The organism is Enterobacter sp. KB-280D8, from assembly GCF_041399405.1.
Lineage (GTDB): Bacteria > Pseudomonadota > Gammaproteobacteria > Enterobacterales > Enterobacteriaceae > Enterobacter > Enterobacter cloacae_N.
Genome location: NZ_JBGKEC010000001.1, coordinates 646,791 through 664,862, shown reverse-complemented (window position 1 = coordinate 664,862; position 18,072 = coordinate 646,791). Strand labels below are relative to the sequence as shown.

Below are 18,072 nucleotides of genomic sequence, written 5' to 3'. Positions count from 1 at the left end.
GAGAGGTAAATATGTCTGCACATCGTCAACTGCGGCTCGGGACCATTTTGCATGGTGCGTCCGGAAATATGTCTGCCTGGCGTCACCCTGAGGCCGTCGCCGATGCCAGTATTAATTTTAATTTCGTAAAAGAAACGGCATTAAAAGCGGAGGAGGGCAAACTCGATTTTTTGTTCGTTGCCGACGGCCTCTATATAAATGAGAAATCTATTCCGCACTTTTTAAACCGCTTTGAACCGTTAACGGTACTCTCCGCGCTGGCAAGCATCACTTCACGCCTGGGGCTGGTGGGAACCTTATCCACATCCTACAGCGAACCCTTTACCACGGCGCGCCAGTTCGCCAGCCTCGATCACCTGAGCAATGGCAGAGCGGGCTGGAACGTGGTGACTTCCCCGCTGGAAGGGTCAGCAAAGAACTTTTCCCGCGAAAAACACCCCGAGCATGCGCTGCGCTACCGCATTGCCGATGAGTATCTCGACGTGGTGAAAGGGCTGTGGGATTCCTGGGAAGGCGACGCCTTTATCCGCAACAAAGAGAGCGGCCAGTTTTTTGACCCAGCAAGGCTGCATACGCTCGATCATCGTGGGGACTTCTTCCAGGTCGCCGGGCCGCTGAATATTGGCCGTACGCCGCAGGGGCGACCGATTGTCTTTCAGGCGGGCGCGTCGGATGACGGTAAAAAACTGGCGGCGAAACATGCTGACGCCATTTTTACCCATCACGAAACCTTCGAAGAAGCGAAAGCGTTTTATCTCGACGTGAAGCAGCAGCTGGAAACGAACGGTCGCCGCGCGTCAGATCTACATATTTTCCAGGGCGTCAGCGTCATAGTGGGGAAAGATGCCGATGACGTGGAAAACCAGTATCAAACCACGGCGGCGCTGGTGTCGATTAACGATGCCCTCAACTACCTCGGACGCTATTTTGAACATCACGATTTCAGCCAGTATCCGCTTGACGAGCCGTTCCCGGATATCGGCGACTTAGGCAAAAACAGCTTCCGCAGCACTACCGATGAAATTAAGCGTAATGCCCGCGAGCGCAGCTTAACCCTGCGTCAGGTGGCGCTTGAAGCCGCTTCGCCGCGCCCGCGCTTTTCCGGCACGCCGGAGGAGGTGGCTGACGGTTTGCAGGCCTGGTTTGAAGGTTATGCCGCAGACGGCTTCATCATTCAGGGCGGTACGCCGGACACCTTCCCGCGCTTTGTTGACCAGGTTGTACCTGTTCTGCAGGCCCGTGGCCTGTTCCGTACTGACTACCCAGGCACCACGCTGCGCGAGAGCCTGGGCTTAGACCAACCTAAAAACCAGTTCACACAACAATAAAAGAGAACACCGCTATGCAGAAAACATCGCTTATTCTGGCGCTCGCGCTGGCCTTTACCCCTGCCGTCTGGGCAGAGAATGTGAATATTAACGGCACCGGCGTGAGCATCGAGGCCAACAAAACGCCGATCAACACCGCCAAAAACAGCGAGGCGGTGGCGCAGCTCCCGAAAGATTATCGCTTTGCCGTGCCGGGGAAATTTACCGTGGCGGTGGCGGGCCTTAATCAACCGCCGCTGACGGTATTTTCCGACGACAACAAAACGCTGCTCGGCAGTGAGGTTGACGTCGCCCGTCTGGTGGCTGACAGCCTCGGGCTGGAGCTGAACGTGGTGCCGACCTCGTGGGAAGACTGGCCGCTGGGGGTGGCATCGGGGAAATACGATGCGGCCATCAGCAATATTACCGTCACCAAAGCGCGCAAAGAGAAGTTTGATTTCGCCACCTACCGTAAGGACTCCCTCGGTTTCTACGTGAAATCGACCAGCCCGATCAAATCGCTTCAGAAAGCGGAGGACATTGCCGGGCTGCGGATTATCGTCGGTTCCGGCACCAACCAGGAGGCCATCCTGCTGGCGTGGAATGCCGAAAACCTGAAGAAGGGACTGAAGCCCTTTACCCCGATCTACACCAAAGACGACGCGGCACAAACGCTGGCGCTGCAGTCCGGGCGCGCGGATGCCTACTTTGGCCCGAACGTGATTGGTGCCTGGAAAGCGGCACTGAACGGGAAAACCAAACTGGTGGGTAGCGTCGACGGCGGCTGGCCGAAGGCGGCGCACATCGCGGTGACGCTGAAAAAAGGCAGCGGGCTGGTTGAGCCGGTGCAAACCGCGCTGAACGGCGTCATCAAAAACGGCGATTACGACAAAGTGCTGAACCGCTGGGGGGAAGGCGTTGAGCGCATTCCTCAGTCAGAAGTCAACCCGGCTGGCCTGGGCGATTAAGGAGGCGCTATGAGTGAACGATTTCGTGACGTGTCGCCGGAAGATGCTGAGCTTCAGCCCATCATTGAGGGGCTGTTCGGTGAATATGCCGCCCGCTACGGGGACTACTTCTCTAAAGACGCGGAAGTGGAACTCACCGAGTGGTACTTAGCGCCGCAGGGGCTGTTTATCGTCCTGGAGCGCGAAGGGAAGATTATCGCCACCGGCGCGTACAAGCCCTTCGACGAACGCACCGCGGAAATCAAACGCATCTGGACGGACAAAACCCTGCGTCAGCAGGGGCTTGCCGGGCGCGTGGTGCAGGAGCTGGAGCGCAGGGCGGTGCTGGCAGGGTACAGCCAGATCTATCTGACAACCGGTTTTCGCCAGCCGGAAGCGGTCAGGCTTTATCTTAGCCAGGGCTATCAGCCGCAGTTCGATCTGAACCGGGATCCGGAAGAGTACAGCCAGCCGCCCTTTGACGGTCGGCTGCGCTTCACTAAAACGCTGGTACGCGAAGCGTTCAGTAAAACCGCATGAGGAACGACGATGAGCAACGTTGAAACCATTAAGGTGGTCCCGGCGCGTTATCCGCTGCGGGCCGTCGGCGCCGCGGTGGCGCTGTTTGTCCTGGCCGTCGTGATTCAGTCCGTGGCCTTTAACCCGCGCTGGGAGTGGGCGGTGTTCGCCCGCTGGTTCTTTGACCCGGTGATCCTCGAAGGCGTAGGGCAGACCCTGCTCCTGACGCTGATCGGCACCGCGCTGAGCGTGGTGATTGGCGGCATGCTGGCTCTGGCGAGACTGTCCTCGTCATGGCTGTTGAGCAGCCTGGCGTGGGCCTACATCTGGCTGTTTCGCTCGCTGCCGCTGATCGTGGTGCTGATCATCCTGTACAACTTTTCCTATCTCTACGACACGCTCTCTCTCGGCGTGCCGTTCACCGGCATCACCTGGGGCAGCTTTGAGACCATTAACGTGCTGGGGCAGTTCTCCACCGCCGTGGTGGGGCTGACGCTGGTGCAGAGCGCCTATACCGCCGAGATCATTCGCGGTGGATTCCTCGGGGTCGATCACGGCCAGTATGAAGCCGCCGCCGCGCTGGGTCTCCCGGCCTGGCGCCGCACGGTGCGGATCATTTTGCCTCAGGCGCTGCGCACAATCCTGCCGTCGGGATTCAATGAAATCATCAGCCTCGCCAAGGGCACGGCGATGGTGTACGTCCTGGCGATGCCGGAGCTGTTCTATACCATCCAGATGATCTACAACCGCACGCAGGAGGTGATCCCGCTGCTGATGGTCGGGGCTGCCTGGTACCTGGTCATTACCACCGTCTTGTCCGCAATTCAGTATGTTGTCGAGCGCGGTCTGGCACGCAGCGAACGCCGCTCCGCCGTGAATCAGAACCGCGACACCCGCCGCGCCCGTTCCGTGACCACCACGCCAGCACAGGAGCCCGTCCATGCAAGCCTCTCCTGAAGGACATATCTCGATCACCGGCGTCAGCAAGTTTTTTGGCCGCCATAAGGCGCTCGACAACGTTTCGCTTGAGATCCCTCCCGGGTCAGTAACGGTGATCCTCGGGCCGTCCGGGTCGGGCAAATCGACGCTGCTGCGTACTATTAACCACCTGGAGCGCGTCGACGAAGGCTTTATCCAGATAGACGGGGATTACATCGGCTACCGTCGTCAGGGCGATAAGCTTTATGAGCTGAAGGAGAAGGAGATCCTCAGGCAGCGCGTCAACGTGGGCTACGTGTTCCAGAACTTCAATCTCTTCCCGCATCTTACGGTGCTGGAAAACCTGATAGAGGCGCCCATCGCGCATAAAAAGCTCGGCAAAAAAGAGGCGGTGGAAAGGGCGTACAGCCTGCTGGACGTGGTTGGGCTGCGGGATAAAGCCGATGCCTGGTCACGCCATCTTTCCGGCGGTCAGCAGCAGCGTATCGCCATTGCCCGCGCGCTGGCGCTGCGTCCCCGCGTGATGCTGTTTGACGAGCCCACCTCGGCGCTCGACCCTGAACTGGTCGGCGAAGTGCTGGACGTGATCAAAAAGCTCGCCCGTTCCGGCACCACGCTGGTGGTGGTCACCCATGAGATCGGCTTTGCCCGTGAAGTGGCGGATCAGGTGGTGTTTATGGTTGACGGGAAAATCGTTGAGCAGGGGAGCAGCGACGAGGTGTTGAACCGCCCATCGCACCCGCGAACGCGCCAGTTCCTCTCGAAAGTCTTATAAGGAGTGCCAATGAAATATGGGCTTCTGGCGGGGCTGATCTTCACAACGGCGAGCCACGCCAGCATTGATCTGAAAGCCAACGAGCAGCCGCTGCCGGTGACGGTGGATCCGCAGGCCGTGGCGAAGATCCCCGCCAATTACAAATTCGTTGAGCCGGGTACGCTGACGGTCGCCATCTCGATGCTGAATTCTCCGCCGCTGGCGCTGCTGGCCAGCGATAACCGTACGCGCATCGGCAGCGATCCGGATATGGCCCGCCTGCTGGCGGGTAGCCTGGGGCTAAAGCTGAAGCTGGTGCCGACGGCGTGGGAAGACTGGCCGCTGGGGATTGCCTCCGGGCGATACGACGTGGCGCTGGTGAACATTGCGGTGACCGAGCAGCGTAAAGAGAAGTTTGATTTTGCGACCTACCGCGTCGATTCTCTGGCGTTTTCGGTGAAATCCACAAGCGAGATCCAGTCAATCAAAAGCGCGGAAGATCTGGCCGGGAAAACGGTGATTGTCGGCTCCGGCACGAATCAGGAGCGCATTCTGCTGGGCTGGAACGAAGAGAACAAAAAGGCGGGGCGGACGCCCGCGCTGCCGGTTTATCTCCACGACGATGCCTCGGGCAATCTCTATATCCAGTCCGGCAGGGCGGATGTGTTCTTTGGCCCTCAGTCGGTTTCAGCTTACAAAGCAGCGCTTACGGGCAAAACCCGCGTGGTCGGTTTAGGGCCAAAAAAAGCCTATGTTGCGACCACCACCAAAAAAGGTAATGAGCTGGTGTACGCGCTGCAGGCCGCGCTTGACGGCGCGATTAAGCGGGGAGATTACCAGAAGGTGCTGGCGCGCTGGGGCGAACAGGGGGAAGCGGTGACGCAGTCGGAGGTCAACCCGCCTGGGATAACCTACTAATGGTGCTCTACACTTAGGGTTTTCATCCCGCAGGGGGCAACATGATTAAACTCTATGGCGTACCCGGCTGGGGCTCGGCGATCGGTGAAGCGATGCTCACCCTGGCTGATATCCCTTATCAGTTTGTGAACGTGGACGGGTTTGACCAGCCCGGCCCGCAGCGCGAGCTGCTGCAAAAGCTCAACCCGCTGTGTCAGGTGCCAACGCTGGCGCTGGAAAATGGCGCCATCATGACCGAAACCGCGGCAATTGCCCTGATGGTGCTCGACAGATGTCCCGATCTTGCTCCACCCGTGGGGCTGGCCGAGCGTCAGCAGTTTCAGCGTCTGCTCATCTGGTTTGTGGCCAACGTCTATCCCACGTTTACGTATGCAGACTATCCCGAACGCTGGGTGCCGGATGCGCCGGAACAGCTGCAGAAAAACTGCATCGAATACCGGAAATCCCTCTACTTGTGGTTTGAAAGCCAGCTTAAGGCTGCCCCGTTTGCACTGGGGGAACGGCTGACGCTGCTGGACGTATATATTGCGGTGGCGCGCACCTGGGGGCCTCGGCATGACTGGTTTGCGGCAAACACGCCCAGGTTTACGGCGATTGCGGATACGGTGTGTCAACTGCCGGAACTGCACAAGGTGTTAAAGGCCAACAACATAATCTGATAACGTGGAAGGCTCACACATAACAGGAAGCCTGCATATGCCACACGTAGATATCAAATGTTTTCCCCGCGATCTTAACGACGAGCAAAAAAACGCGCTGGCGGCAGATATCGCCGAGGTGATTATTCGCCATTTCAACAGCAAAGACAGTTCGGTATCGGTGGCGTTGAACCAGGTGAACCAGGAAGACTGGAAAGCCCAGGTCTGGGATACCGAAATAGGACCGAAGCTGGACGAGTTAATTAAGAAGCCTGGGTATTCAATGTAATTTTTGGGGCCGGGTAGCGTCGTCTTACCCGGTTTCTCCTGACTCTCAGACCCTCATTTCGCAAAAAACGATAAAAGTGAGTTTTATCCGATCCGTTACACTTAACGTTTCTGACTGACATTTAATAAATCCTTAGGAAAGATCGCCAACAGAATCAATTAAGGACAGCAACGTTAAAGGATAATTTTCTCATGACAAAATTACCCCGGTTTTCACCTGCCTTTTTCCACCCTCGATACTGGCTAAGCTGGACAGGCATCGCCGCGCTGTGGCTCATCATGCTGCTCCCTTATCCGCTACTGTTCAGAATCGGTCATGGCCTTGGTCGGCTGGCGATGCGCTTACTTCCTCGCCGCGTCGAGATTGCCCGCAGAAACCTGGAGCTTTGCTTTCCGCAGATGAAAGCAGAAGAGCGTGAATCTTTGCTGCAGCGTAATTTTGAATCCGTTGGGATGGGGGTAATCGAAACCGGCATGGCGTGGTTCTGGCCTGCATGGCGGGTGCGGAAATGCTTTACCGTGACGGGTTACGAGCACATGGAAAAAGCCAGGGCGCAGGGAAAGGGCGTGGTGCTGGTCGGGATGCATTTTCTGACGCTTGAGCTGGGCGCGCGGATATTTGGCATGCTCAACCCCGGTATTGGGGTGTATCGCCCTAACAATAATGCGCTCCTGGACTGGCTACAGACGCGCGGGCGTCTGCGCGCCAATAAAACCATGCTCGATCGCCATGATTTAAAGGGCATGATCCGCTCGCTGAAACAGAATGAGATTTTGTGGTACGCCCCGGATCATGACTATGGCAAAGCCAATAGCGTGTTTGCGCCGTTTTTTGCGGTTCCGGATGCCGCCACGACCGCTGGAAGCTATATGCTGGTCAAAAGCGCGAAACCTGCCGTGATTCCATTCGTGCCGCGCCGCAGGGCGGACGGTACAGGATACGAGCTGATTATTCTGGAGGATATCAGCGAGGCGTTACAGGGCAGCGACAAAGTCGCCGTGGCGACGCAGATGAACAGGGCGATTGAGCGCGCCGTGCGGATGGCACCTGAACAATATATGTGGCTGCACCGTCGCTTCAAAACGCGTCCTGAAGGCGTACCTGACCGGTATGCCCGCCAGAAACAGACGGCAACACGGAGCGATCTTCTCTCCGCCAGCGATTTTTCTGACCGCTCGGGCGTTCAGCACTAAAAGCGTGCCGTTTGCGCTGAGCGCCACGCTGCTGAGGGTTTGGATTAGGTAACCTGACAGGGGAAGCAGGGGGCACACTGCCCGGCTTACCCCTCTGTTGACGGCACAATCTGAACCTGGCTTCGCATGACCTCATGGCCCTGCGTATTCACATAGCCAATGCGCACCGGTTCACCACTCGCTTTATCAACCAGCGTGATATGCGGTGCGGTGTGTAAAACATGCAGGTGTCCCCACTCCATCAGAGATAGCAGCACCGGGGCAAGAGCGCGGCTTTTGTCGGTAAGCTGGTATTCATACCGTTCCCGTGATCCTTCTTCCCGGTAAGGTCTTCGGGAAAGCAACCCCAGCTCCGTCATCAACTTTAAGCGCGTTGCTAACGTCTGCTTAGTGATGCCGGTATGGTTGCGCATGGTCTCGAAGCGAGTGATGCCGTAAAAAGCCTCCCTCAAAATCAGCAAAATCCATTGATCGCCAATGATTTTTGCCCCTTCTGCGAGCCCGCACAGTTCGGGTGAGAGATAAGGCAATGATTTATCTTTTGACACAGGGTGTTTTCCTTTCTAATCTGAGTATGATTTTTAGACCTTAATTATAGGGAGAATACAATGCCATTTGTGAATGTACAAACGATTAAAGGGATCATGAACGCCGAGCAAAAAAGTGAATTGCTGCGCCGAATGACGGACTTAATGGTGGAAATCGAGGGGAAAGGGGATCCGGCATTCCGGAATTCGGTCTGGATCCGTATTGATGAACACGAGCCGGAGCAATGGAGCCTGGGGGGATTACAGCCTACTGCTGAAATGATTGCGAACAAATTCGCGTCGACGCAGTCGTCCTGATACGTTCGGGAGGCACATATCCCTCCCGGCGATAAGAGGTTTAATGAGCACGTAAAAGGATGTCCATCAGCCCCGGAAAGCGGGCATCCAGATCCTCTCTTCGCAATGAAATCATATTTTCTCGTCCCTGCGGACGCTGCCAGATGACCCCGCTGTCGCGTAGAACGCGCCAGTGATGGGTCATCGTGGACTTCACCACGTCGTCCGGGCGCAGCGCGTTACAGCTGAGTTCAATGCCATCGGCCAGCCGGCGGATAATCGACAGCCGGAGCGGGTTGCCGAGGGCAAACAGCACATTTTCCAGCAGTATTTGTTCAGTTTCAGGGTGGTTTGGGATCATCGTTTTCCTGCGTTTGGCGTCAGATTGAGCTATATCAACAATAGGTCAACCGTTAAAAAATAGTTCGATAATACTCGTACAATAGGACTATTATAGCAAACGAACGAATGCACGACCATCCCGGTCGTCACAGACAAGTCATGAGACTTAAGGAAATATCATGCCCCGACCCATCCCTCTCGAACGTTATCGCAACATCGGTATCTCCGCGCATATCGATGCCGGTAAAACCACCACCACTGAGCGCATCCTGTTTTATACCGGGATGAGCCACAAGCTGGGTGAAGTACACGATGGCGCGGCAACCACTGACTGGATGGCGCAGGAGCAGGAGCGCGGGATCACGATTACCTCCGCGGCGGTCAGCTGCTTCTGGCCGGGTATGGACAGAGGGTTTGAACCGCACCGGATTAACATCATCGACACCCCGGGACACGTGGACTTCACCATTGAAGTGGAGCGTTCTATGCGCGTGCTCGACGGTGCCGTGATGGTGTATGACTCCGTGGGCGGCGTGCAGCCGCAGTCGGAAACCGTCTGGCGTCAGGCCAATAAATATCACGTTCCGCGACTGGCCTTCGTCAACAAAATGGACCGTCCGGGTGCCGATTTCTTCCGCGTCGTGCGGATGATGCAGGAACGCCTGAAGGCCAATCCGGTGCCGATTGTCATCCCGGTGGGTGCCGAAGACCATTTCACAGGCGTGGTGGACCTCATCAAGATGCGCACCATTCTGTGGGACGATGCGACGCAGGGCATGGTATTTACCTATGCGCCCGTGCCGGATGATTTAGTCAGCACCGCCAGAGAATGGCGGGAGAAAATGGTCTCTGCGGCGGCGGAAGCCAGCGACGATCTGATGGACAAATACCTGGAGACGGGCGATCTCGACGAAGCGGAAATCATCAGGGGACTGCGTATTCGCACTATCTCGGGCGAAATCCAGCCGATGCTGTGCGGCAGCGCATTCAAGAATAAAGGCGTACAGCGCATGCTCGATGCGGTGATTGAGCTGATGCCGTCGCCGCTGGACGTGCCTGCCATTGACGGTGTGGATGAAAAAGGGCAGCACGCGGAGCGTCACCCGAGCGATGATGAGCCGTTCTCGGCCCTGGCGTTCAAGCTGATGAGCGACCCGTACGTCGGGCAGCTGACCTTTATCCGCGTGTATTCTGGCGTGCTGCGCAAAGGCGACGCGGTGTATAACCCGGTGAAAGGGAAGAAAGAGCGCATCGGTCGTATCGTGCTGATGCATGCCAACGATCGCCATGAGGTGGACGAACTGCGCGCGGGCGATATCGCAGCATGCGTTGGGCTGAAGGACGTGACCACCGGTGATACGCTCACCGATCCGAACGCCGTCATCACGCTTGAGCGCATGGAGTTCCCGGACCCGGTTATCTCGCTGGCGATCGAGCCGAAAACCAAGGGCGATCAGGAGAAAATGGGGATCGCGCTGCAGCGTCTGGCGGCGGAAGATCCGTCGTTTCGCCTGCACACTGACGAAGAGTCCGGTCAGACGATTATCTCCGGGATGGGCGAGCTACACCTTGAGATCATCGTCGACCGCATGAAGCGTGAGTTTGGCGTCGAGGCGAATATTGGTCGTCCGCAGGTGACGTACCGCGAAACCCTGCGCAAGGCGGTGAAGGATATCGAAGGCAAATTTGTCCGGCAGTCCGGTGGTAAAGGGCAGTACGGCCATGTGGTCCTGAGCCTGGAGCCGCTGGAGCCCGGAAGTGGCTTTAAATTTGAAGATGCCACCAAGGGCGGCGTGGTGCCGCGCGAGTATATCCCGTCCGTTGAGAAAGGGCTGCGGGAGGCGATGAACAGCGGCGTGTTGGCGGGCTATCCGGTTGTCGACGTCAAAGCGACGCTGACGTTTGGCTCGTACCACGACGTCGACTCCTCGGAGATGGCGTTCCGCATGGCGGCGATCCTCGGCTTCAAGGAGGGCGCTCGGAAAGCGGATCCGGTTATCCTTGAGCCGATCATGCACGTGGAGGTGGAAACGCCGGAAGAGTACGCCGGTAACATCATGGGCGATCTCTCTTCCCGCCGCGGCATGGTGCAGGGGATGGCGGAGCAGTACGGAAGCCAGATTATTCGCGCTGACGTACCGCTGGCGGAGATGTTTGGTTACGCCACCACGCTGCGCTCGATGTCCCAGGGGCGCGCGACGTATACGATGGAGTTCCATCATTTTGCGGAAGCACCGCGGAATGTTGCGGATGAGATTATTTCACGGCGTGCGAAGTAATAAGCTCACCCTCTCCCTGTCGGGCTGAGGGATCCCCACAAAATAATGCTGCACAGACGACCCCCTCTCCCTTGAGGGAGAGGGCTGGGGTGAGGGGGAACATACGGCTCTGGTGGTCATTCCGTTCACTTTATGTTCCTTGCTACTCTGTAACGGCATGGCCTGTGAACGTGCAAATTACTGGGGATTCCTAAGCCCTGTGGGAGAGTTTCTCAATCCAGTGCCTTGACTATTTTCCCGCTCGCCACAAATGTCCCCGCGCCCAGATGATGCAGTGTATTCAGCTTATCCCCGTCAAACTGCCAGCGACCGGCGACAAACGCGCGGTCATCGGCCGCCGCGGAAACCACTTCGCCAAACAGCGTATCGTATTTTTCTGCCGCGGAAGTGACGGGTAGCAACCGGCACTCCATCCACGCCAGGCATTTCTCTTCAATCACCGGCAGGCCAAGTTCAGGACCGTTAACGACCGGGATCCCGTAGCAGTTGAATTTGTCTTCATCGCGCCCGCTGACGCTACCGACCGCATATGTCCAGTTGGCCGCCGCCACGCCGGGGATGACGATGCCAAACTTTCCGCTGCGCTCGATCAGCTCGCGTGACCAGGTGCTTTTATCCACGACTATCGCGATGCGCGGCGGTTCAAACTCAACGGGCATTGACCATGCGGCGGCCATCACGTTGCGTCTGCCGAGGGTGTCATCACGGCTGGTGATAAGCACAGTCGGGCCGTGGTTCAGCAGACGGCTGGCATGACGTAATTCAACAGGGCGAAAGTGATTCATAGAGGCTCCTTATTTACTTTGATGAGTATGACGAAAAAGCACGTAAATCAAAGTGACTGCGTAAAATTAGTTTATAAACAGAACATCACAATCAAAGGAAACTGATGTATGTCCCCATTTCTGACCGCCTATTTCGCCCGCATCGGCTGGGCGCAACCGACACGGGTGGATATCGATACCCTGCGCGCGCTGCATTTACACCACAACTGTGCGATCCCTTTTGAGAATATTGATGTTGTTCTGCCGCGCGAAATCCATCTTGAAGATCAATGTCTGGTGGACAAGCTGGTGACGGCGCGACGCGGGGGATATTGCTTTGAGCAAAACGGTCTTTTTGAGCGCGTTTTGCGTGAAGTCGGGTTTACCGTGCGCAGCGTGCTGGGTCGGGTCGTGCTGGCAAATCCGCCGCAAATGCCGCCGCGCACGCATCGCCTGCTGCTGGTCGAGCTGAATGGCGAGCGCTGGATTGCCGACGTGGGGTTTGGCGGACAGACGCTGACGGCGCCGATTCGTCTGCTTGCCAACGAGGAGCAGGAGACCCCGCACGGGCTGTACCGTCTGCTGAGCGAGGGCAACGACTGGGTGCTGCAGTTCCGCCACCACGAACACTGGCAGTCGATGTACCATTTTGACCTGACGACGCAATATTTCAGCGATTACGTGATGGGGAACTTCTGGTCGGCGTACTGGCCGCAGTCCCATTTCCGTCATCATCTGTTGATGTGTCGCCATCTGCCGGACGGCGGCAAGCTGACGCTGACCAACTTCAACTTCACCCACTGGCAGAACGGTCACGTGGAGGAGCAGATCCATTTACCGGATGCCGGGGCGCTGTATCAGCTGATGCAGGAGCGCTTCGGGCTGGGCGTTGACGATCCGAAGCACGGTTTTTCACTGGCGGAGTTGACGGCGGTGATGGCAGGGTTTGAAACTCAGGGGAAATAGCCTCCTCGCTATCGGCCGCGAAACTCGCGCCGATAGCGAGATGGCGAGGTATTAAGCAGCTTATGAAAGTGACGGCGCAAGGACGTTGTTGAGGGAAAACCGACACGCTCGGCAATGTCATCCACAGGCTGGTCGGTTTTTTCGAGATAGCGCTGTGCGACGATAATGCGCTGGTTGAGCAGCCAGCGCGAAAAACTCTCACCGGTGGTTTGCTGAAAACGCCGGGTAAAGCTGCGACGGCTCATGCAGGCCTTTTCCGCCACGCAGTCCAGCGTGAGCGCAAGCTGGAGGTTTTCCGTCGCCCAGGCTAGCGCGTCGGTAAAGTTATCTCCACGACGCGTGTTCTGAACCGGCAGTTCTACGTATTGACGTTGTCCACCCTGGCGATGGGGCGGTACCACCAGCAACCGCGCTACGCTATTTGCCACTTCCGCACCCCAGGCCTGACGCACCAGATGCAGGCAACAGTCGATACTGGCCGCCGTGCCCGCAGAAGTGACAACGTCACCATTATCGATATAAAGAACGTCTTTATTCATCTGCACGGAGGGATAAAGGCGCTGAAAATCAGCCGCCCATCGCCAGTGCGTCGTAGCAGGGCGATGTTCCAGTAACCCGGCGGCGGCAACCACAAACGCGCCCATACACAAACCCACAATACGCGAACCCGCGGCATGTGCTTTTTGCAGGGCCTGCAGGAGATCGGGGGCCGGGGCATGCTCGGGACTGTCCCAGCTTGGGACGATCACCATATCCATTCCGGCCAGCTCATCAAGCCCACGTTCGACAACGATAGAGAATCCGGCATTGGTTTTAAGTGCGCCGGGCGTAGTGGCGCAAACGACCAACTGACAAAGGGGCTCGCCTTGTGGCGTTAGCGCTTTCTCAAATACGGCATAGGGCACCGAGAGGTGAAAAGGGATGATGCCATCAAATACCACAATACCAATTTTAAGCGTCATAAAAGCCTCCATGTGCCAGCCAGTATAGAAGCCTGGCTGGTGACAGGGAGCAAGCCCGGTCTTATTTTGTGACCGGCAGTGCCATAACGTCTTTGGTGGTCATTACCTCAGCAAATACATCGGCCACACCGGCTAATGCCGCCCGCTGAAGCGTTTTGTGATCCACCACGCCACCCTGACCGTCATCCAGATCGCGTGTTGCTGTTGCATCGTCAGGAATAATCACGCTGTAACCCAGCGGTACAGCGTCACGCGCGGTGGACGAAATGCACATATGCGTCATCAGGCCAATCACAATCACCTTTTTAATCCCTTTTTTCTTTAATTGCGCATCCAGATCGGTGCCAACAAAAGAGCTCGGGGTCGCTTTGGTGATAATGGCGTCTTGCGCAGAAGGCTGCAGATCTTTATGGAACTGCGCATAGATGGATCCCTCGGCAAACAGTGGACTGTCTTTCGGCCCCATATGACGAACGAAGTAGACCGGCATCCCCTTTTGGTGGGCATAGCTAACCAGCTTTTGACTATTCTTCAGTACCTTATCACCATCAGGGATCACCATCTGACCACGAAAATCTTTACCTGCGTAATATTCGTTTTGGATATCCACCACGATTAACGCAGTTTGTGAGGCGGATAAAGACGAAGTCGCCGTTGCGCCTGTCATTGCACGAATGGTTTTGCTATTCCTGTCGGTTGTTTCCTGCTCGCTAGCATAAGTGGAAAAAGTGCTCATCATGCCGATCAGTAATGCTGTACGAAAAAATGGTTTCATCACGCGAACTCCTTCTGTGTTGTGTTCGGGAGCCATTATTTCGCACTGTCGCTAACGGTATGAGTCACCTGGAGAACCAATAACGATACTTTTGGGCCAAATTACTGAGTAAATTTGCTGATCCAGGGGCTGTTGTTTTCACCAGACCAAAGTTGAACAAGCATCTCTCTGAATTTTTCCGCAGCCGGGCTTAGCGGCGTTTCACGGCGTTGGACCAGCCCCAGCGTACGCCGTATGACGGGTTCAATCAGCGGACGGCTGACAAGAACATGATGTTCGTCGGTCGGCATCGCCAGGCTGGGAACGACAGACACGCCAAGACCCGCTTCTACCATCCCCAGTGACGTTGACAGATGACGCACTTCATAAAACCAGTTCGGTTTCCAGGCCATTTTCTCGAACGCCTGATCGATAAGCGAACGGTTCCCACTGGAGCGCCTTACGCCAATTAGCTTCATGCCTGCCAGATCGTCCCATGTCACCAATGGTTTCTTCGCCAGCTCATTGTCTCGTCGGCATGCCAGAACAAAGGGTTCATTCACCAGCGGCGCAAAATCTATATTGGGATGTGTGACGTTTATCATATTTATGCCGAAATCTGCGTCGCCATTTAACACCGCTTCGAGACAATCGCTGGCACTGTGCTCAAGTATACGGATACGGATGTTTGGATAGTCATTGTTATAATCTCGTATCACTGAAGGCAGAAAATAGAACGCGGCAGTTGGGATACAGGAAACGGTAATAACCCCTGCCTGATGCGTCGCCATCTCTTTAATACTCAGGATCGCGCTTTCATAAAAATCTATTAAATTCTTAGCCTTAGGTAAAAACTCCCTTCCCACGGTTGTGAGCTTGACGCTGCGTGTGGACCGTTCAAACAGCGTGGTTCCCAGGCTCTCTTCCAGTTTCTGAATTCTTCGTGTTAAAGCCGGTTGTGAAATATGAAGAAATTGCGACGCTTTTGTAAAACATCCGATTTCTGCAATTTTTACAAACGCTTGTATTCCCTGTAATTCATGCTGCATATCCGCACCTGATTATGACTTTCCTATACCCACAGTATCGTAATGGCTATTAATACGCAAAGCGTATTAATCCTGCTTTTTTTGACATTAGAGTTATCAACAGGAGTGTGAAAACCTTATTGCGTTCCTGATAAACGCGAAATGAGAAAAAGACATGTTAAAGATCCCTTGCGTATTAATGCGTGGCGGCACCTCAAAAGGCCCGGTCATTCTGGCCAGCGATCTGCCTGCGGAAACTGAAGCGCGTGACGCGGTTTTACTCAGCCTGATGGGCGCAGGCCACGAACTCGAAATTGACGGCATTGGCGGTGGAAGCCCGCAAACCAGTAAGGTGGCGATCGTCAGTCCATCCGACAGTCCGGATGCTGATGTGGATTACTTATTCGCACAGGTGATGGTGAACGAGCGTCGCGTCGATACCACGCCAAACTGCGGCAATATGCTCTGTGCCGTGGGCCCCTTTGCCATTGAAAAAGGGCTGGTGAAGGCGCAAAGCCCGGTGACGACTGTACGGATACGCAATCTCAATACCGGAACGCTGGTCGACGCAGAAGTGCAAACGCCTGATTATCGGGTCGAGTATGAAGGTGATACCCAGATTGATGGTGTTCCGGGTACGGCCGCACCCGTTGGCTTAACCTTCCTGAATTCTGCGGGCTCAAAAACAGGGAAATTGCTGCCGACGGACAGCGTCATAAACGTATTCGACGGTATTGAGGTTACCTGTATTGATATGGCAATGCCGATGGTATTGATAGAGGCATCGGCCCTTGGGAAAACAGGAGGGGAGTCACCCGCGGAACTGGATGCCGATACGGCGTTTAAAGCAAGACTGGAAAACCTGCGTCGTCAGGCGGGCGAGGCGATGGGTTTAGGGGACGTGGCAAATAAAGTGATCCCTAAACCGGTTCTCCTGAGCCGGGCGCGTAATGGTGGAACGCTTCAGGTGCGGTATTTCATGCCACACACCTGCCATAAATCACTGGCCATTACCGGCTCGATTGGAATTTCGACCGCGACGCTTATTGAAGGCTCCGTCGCCGCTAAAATTGTCGCCGATCGACCAAAAGAGCGCTTTACCAATATTATTGATATTGAACACCCAAGTGGAAAAATATCCGTATCATTACTGAGGGACGGGAATAATATCGAAAACACCCGAGCCGCGGTAATTCGCACTTCCCGTAAGCTATTTGAGGGTGTTGTCTGCGTGCCTGAAAAAATGCTCTCTGAAGTTGATTAGGTAAAAGCCAGACTAAGAAATATATCTACCTTAAACAATTACATTCTGTACCTTAACTATAATACTGAGGTTATTATGGCGTTAACGCATGCTAACAATACCCCGAAAGCTCCCGATCCGGTAAAAGCCAGCGCGCATATTCGCGTGATTCTGGCGCTGGCATTATCCGGGCTTGCGGAACTTGCTTCGTTGTTTTTTATTCAGCCACTGCTCCCGACGCTTGCTGTGGAATATAATGTTCCGGTCAGCCAGGTGAGTATTATCTTATCCGCAGAAACGGCATTGCTGGCAATTGGGCTGCTGTTTACCGGAACGTTATCCGACCACTATGGCAGGAAGCGGTTAATTATCGTCTCCCTCCTGTTGGGCGGCATTCTGACGCTGCTCTGCCCGCTGGTGGAATCCTGGGCGATGCTGGTGGCGCTGCGTGCGGTGATTGGTCTGGCGCTGAGCGGCATCGCGGCGGCGGCCACCGCCTACATCAGTGAAGAGGTCGCCCCGGTGGCGGCTGGCATCGTGACGGGCTATTTTGTCTTCGGTAACTCGATGGGCGGCATGTCCGGGCGTATTGTTGCCAGCCAGCTTATCGATCACGTTTCCATCAATGTCATCTTTTACGGGTTTGCGGTCAGTCTGATTGCAGTTGCCATTCTGGTGAAGTTCCTGCTGCCAGAATCGAAGAACTTCACGCCTACGCAGAGTCTGAACGTGATGCGCATGGTAAAAGGGGCGGCATCGCATTTCAAAAACAAAAATCTGGCGCTGGCATTTGTTATCAGCTTCATAATTTTCGGCGCATTTACCTCACTTTATAACTATCTGGCCTTCTTCCTGAAAGGCGAGCCGTTCCATATTTCACCGGCAAACGCGGGTCTGCTCTCCTTTAGCTTCGCCCTGAGCTTCTTTACGGCTCCGCAGGCAGGTCGCTTATCGGCGAAATATGGCGCTATGAAAGTCTTGCGCGTGTTGTTCCTGATCATGGCGCTCGGCATGCTGCTGACACTCACGTCGAATGTGGTGACCTTTATCGTTGGCGCCGTGATTTTTACCGGCTGTTTCTTCGGCTGCCACTCTATCGGTTTAAGCTGGGTCAGTAAAAACGCAACGCATGCAAGAGGCCAGGCCGTCGCGCTCTATTTATTCTTCTACTACATGGGCGGTTCGGTTATTGGTTTTATTAACGGTTTTGTTTTCCATTCGATGGGCTGGCAGGGGATGACTGGATTTATTCTGGCATTGCTTGGGGTTGGCGTCGTGGTGGCGACGTATCTGGCATCCGGTAATAAACCGGTACTGGTACCCGCCCAGTCCGCAGAATAAAAAGCAGGCAATGTGTTCACGCCCTGGGGCGTGAACACAGAAAGAACACGTATATCAATCGGGTA

At 55.5% G+C, this 18,072-nt stretch carries 18 protein-coding genes and 1 pseudogene; 13 read left to right on the top strand and 6 right to left on the bottom strand.

The features are described from left to right. Positions 1 to 11 precede the first annotated feature (11 nt). The 8 genes and pseudogenes from AB8818_RS03210 (at position 12) to AB8818_RS03175 (ending at position 7,504) form a co-directional block, all read left to right on the top strand. Positions 12 to 2,275, top strand: a pseudogene (locus tag AB8818_RS03210) (NtaA/DmoA family FMN-dependent monooxygenase). 9 nt (positions 2,276 to 2,284) lie between these two features. Next, positions 2,285 to 2,794 carry a GNAT family N-acetyltransferase gene (locus tag AB8818_RS03205; protein ID WP_192982115.1) on the top strand — a complete coding sequence of 170 codons (510 nt, stop codon included), beginning with the start codon at positions 2,285 to 2,287 and terminating at the stop codon, positions 2,792 to 2,794. Between the two features lie 9 nt (positions 2,795 to 2,803). Next, positions 2,804 to 3,730: an amino acid ABC transporter permease gene (locus tag AB8818_RS03200; protein ID WP_116339655.1), complete on the top strand. Its 927-nt coding sequence runs from the start codon at positions 2,804 to 2,806 to the stop codon at positions 3,728 to 3,730. Continuing rightward, positions 3,714 to 4,487 carry an amino acid ABC transporter ATP-binding protein gene (locus AB8818_RS03195; RefSeq protein WP_163329568.1) on the top strand — a complete coding sequence of 258 codons (774 nt, stop codon included), beginning with the start codon at positions 3,714 to 3,716 and terminating at the stop codon, positions 4,485 to 4,487. The genes AB8818_RS03200 and AB8818_RS03195 overlap by 17 nt, the downstream gene beginning before the upstream one ends. Before the next feature lie 9 nt (positions 4,488 to 4,496). Next, positions 4,497 to 5,384, top strand: a complete 888-nt coding sequence (locus tag AB8818_RS03190) for an ABC transporter substrate-binding protein (RefSeq protein WP_192982117.1) — start codon at positions 4,497 to 4,499, stop codon at positions 5,382 to 5,384. Between the two features lie 41 nt (positions 5,385 to 5,425). Then, the gene (locus AB8818_RS03185) at positions 5,426 to 6,043 is read left to right on the top strand and encodes a glutathione S-transferase family protein (protein ID WP_192982120.1); all 618 of its coding nucleotides are present in this window, start codon (positions 5,426 to 5,428) and stop codon (positions 6,041 to 6,043) included. Between the two features lie 37 nt (positions 6,044 to 6,080). Continuing rightward, positions 6,081 to 6,311: a tautomerase PptA gene (pptA, locus tag AB8818_RS03180; RefSeq protein WP_063956516.1), complete on the top strand. Its 231-nt coding sequence runs from the start codon at positions 6,081 to 6,083 to the stop codon at positions 6,309 to 6,311. A 191-nt stretch (positions 6,312 to 6,502) separates the two neighbouring features. Then, entirely contained in the window at positions 6,503 to 7,504 is a 1,002-nt protein-coding gene (locus tag AB8818_RS03175; protein WP_116339663.1) for a Kdo(2)-lipid IV(A) acyltransferase, read from the top strand. 86 nt (positions 7,505 to 7,590) lie between these two features. Here the strand turns inward: AB8818_RS03175 and AB8818_RS03170 are convergent, their stop codons facing one another. Further along, positions 7,591 to 8,052, bottom strand: coding sequence for a helix-turn-helix domain-containing protein (locus AB8818_RS03170; protein ID WP_192982122.1), 462 nt, complete (start codon positions 8,050 to 8,052; stop codon positions 7,591 to 7,593). Between the two features lie 60 nt (positions 8,053 to 8,112). Between AB8818_RS03170 and AB8818_RS03165 the strand changes: the two genes are divergently transcribed. Further along, positions 8,113 to 8,349 carry a tautomerase family protein gene (locus AB8818_RS03165; RefSeq protein ID WP_192982125.1) on the top strand — a complete coding sequence of 79 codons (237 nt, stop codon included), beginning with the start codon at positions 8,113 to 8,115 and terminating at the stop codon, positions 8,347 to 8,349. A gap of 40 nt (positions 8,350 to 8,389) precedes the next feature. Here the strand turns inward: AB8818_RS03165 and AB8818_RS03160 are convergent, their stop codons facing one another. Continuing rightward, positions 8,390 to 8,689, bottom strand: coding sequence for a helix-turn-helix transcriptional regulator (locus AB8818_RS03160; RefSeq protein WP_192982127.1), 300 nt, complete (start codon positions 8,687 to 8,689; stop codon positions 8,390 to 8,392). 160 nt (positions 8,690 to 8,849) lie between these two features. Between AB8818_RS03160 and fusA the strand changes: the two genes are divergently transcribed. Continuing rightward, positions 8,850 to 10,949, top strand: coding sequence for an elongation factor G (gene fusA / locus AB8818_RS03155; protein ID WP_116339671.1), 2,100 nt, complete (start codon positions 8,850 to 8,852; stop codon positions 10,947 to 10,949). 212 nt (positions 10,950 to 11,161) lie between these two features. Here fusA and AB8818_RS03150 read toward each other — a convergent pair whose 3' ends face one another. Next, on the bottom strand, positions 11,162 to 11,734 hold the full coding sequence (locus AB8818_RS03150) for a flavin reductase family protein (RefSeq protein ID WP_192982130.1): 573 nt from the start codon (positions 11,732 to 11,734) through the stop codon (positions 11,162 to 11,164). A 108-nt stretch (positions 11,735 to 11,842) separates the two neighbouring features. On the opposite strand from AB8818_RS03150, the gene nhoA reads away from it, so the two are divergent. Continuing rightward, positions 11,843 to 12,679 (top strand): N-hydroxyarylamine O-acetyltransferase, encoded by an 837-nt coding sequence (gene nhoA / locus AB8818_RS03145; RefSeq protein WP_192982132.1) that lies wholly within the window; start codon positions 11,843 to 11,845, stop codon positions 12,677 to 12,679. Positions 12,680 to 12,687: 8 nt separating this feature from the next. Here nhoA and AB8818_RS03140 read toward each other — a convergent pair whose 3' ends face one another. From AB8818_RS03140 to AB8818_RS03130, 3 genes are all read right to left on the bottom strand, one after another. After that, positions 12,688 to 13,641, bottom strand: coding sequence for a GlxA family transcriptional regulator (locus tag AB8818_RS03140; RefSeq protein WP_192982135.1), 954 nt, complete (start codon positions 13,639 to 13,641; stop codon positions 12,688 to 12,690). A 61-nt stretch (positions 13,642 to 13,702) separates the two neighbouring features. Beyond that, entirely contained in the window at positions 13,703 to 14,416 is a 714-nt protein-coding gene (locus AB8818_RS03135; protein WP_192982491.1) for an isochorismatase family protein, read from the bottom strand. A 101-nt stretch (positions 14,417 to 14,517) separates the two neighbouring features. Beyond that, the gene (locus AB8818_RS03130; protein WP_116339681.1) at positions 14,518 to 15,444 is read right to left on the bottom strand and encodes a LysR family transcriptional regulator; all 927 of its coding nucleotides are present in this window, start codon (positions 15,442 to 15,444) and stop codon (positions 14,518 to 14,520) included. Between the two features lie 154 nt (positions 15,445 to 15,598). On the opposite strand from AB8818_RS03130, the gene AB8818_RS03125 reads away from it, so the two are divergent. Both AB8818_RS03125 and AB8818_RS03120 read left to right on the top strand, forming a co-directional pair. Continuing rightward, entirely contained in the window at positions 15,599 to 16,687 is a 1,089-nt protein-coding gene (locus AB8818_RS03125) for a 4-oxalomesaconate tautomerase (protein WP_166711303.1), read from the top strand. 75 nt (positions 16,688 to 16,762) lie between these two features. Continuing rightward, complete coding sequence (locus AB8818_RS03120; RefSeq protein WP_192982137.1) at positions 16,763 to 18,007, top strand: MFS transporter; 1,245 nt, start codon at positions 16,763 to 16,765, stop codon at positions 18,005 to 18,007. Positions 18,008 to 18,072 lie beyond the last annotated feature (65 nt).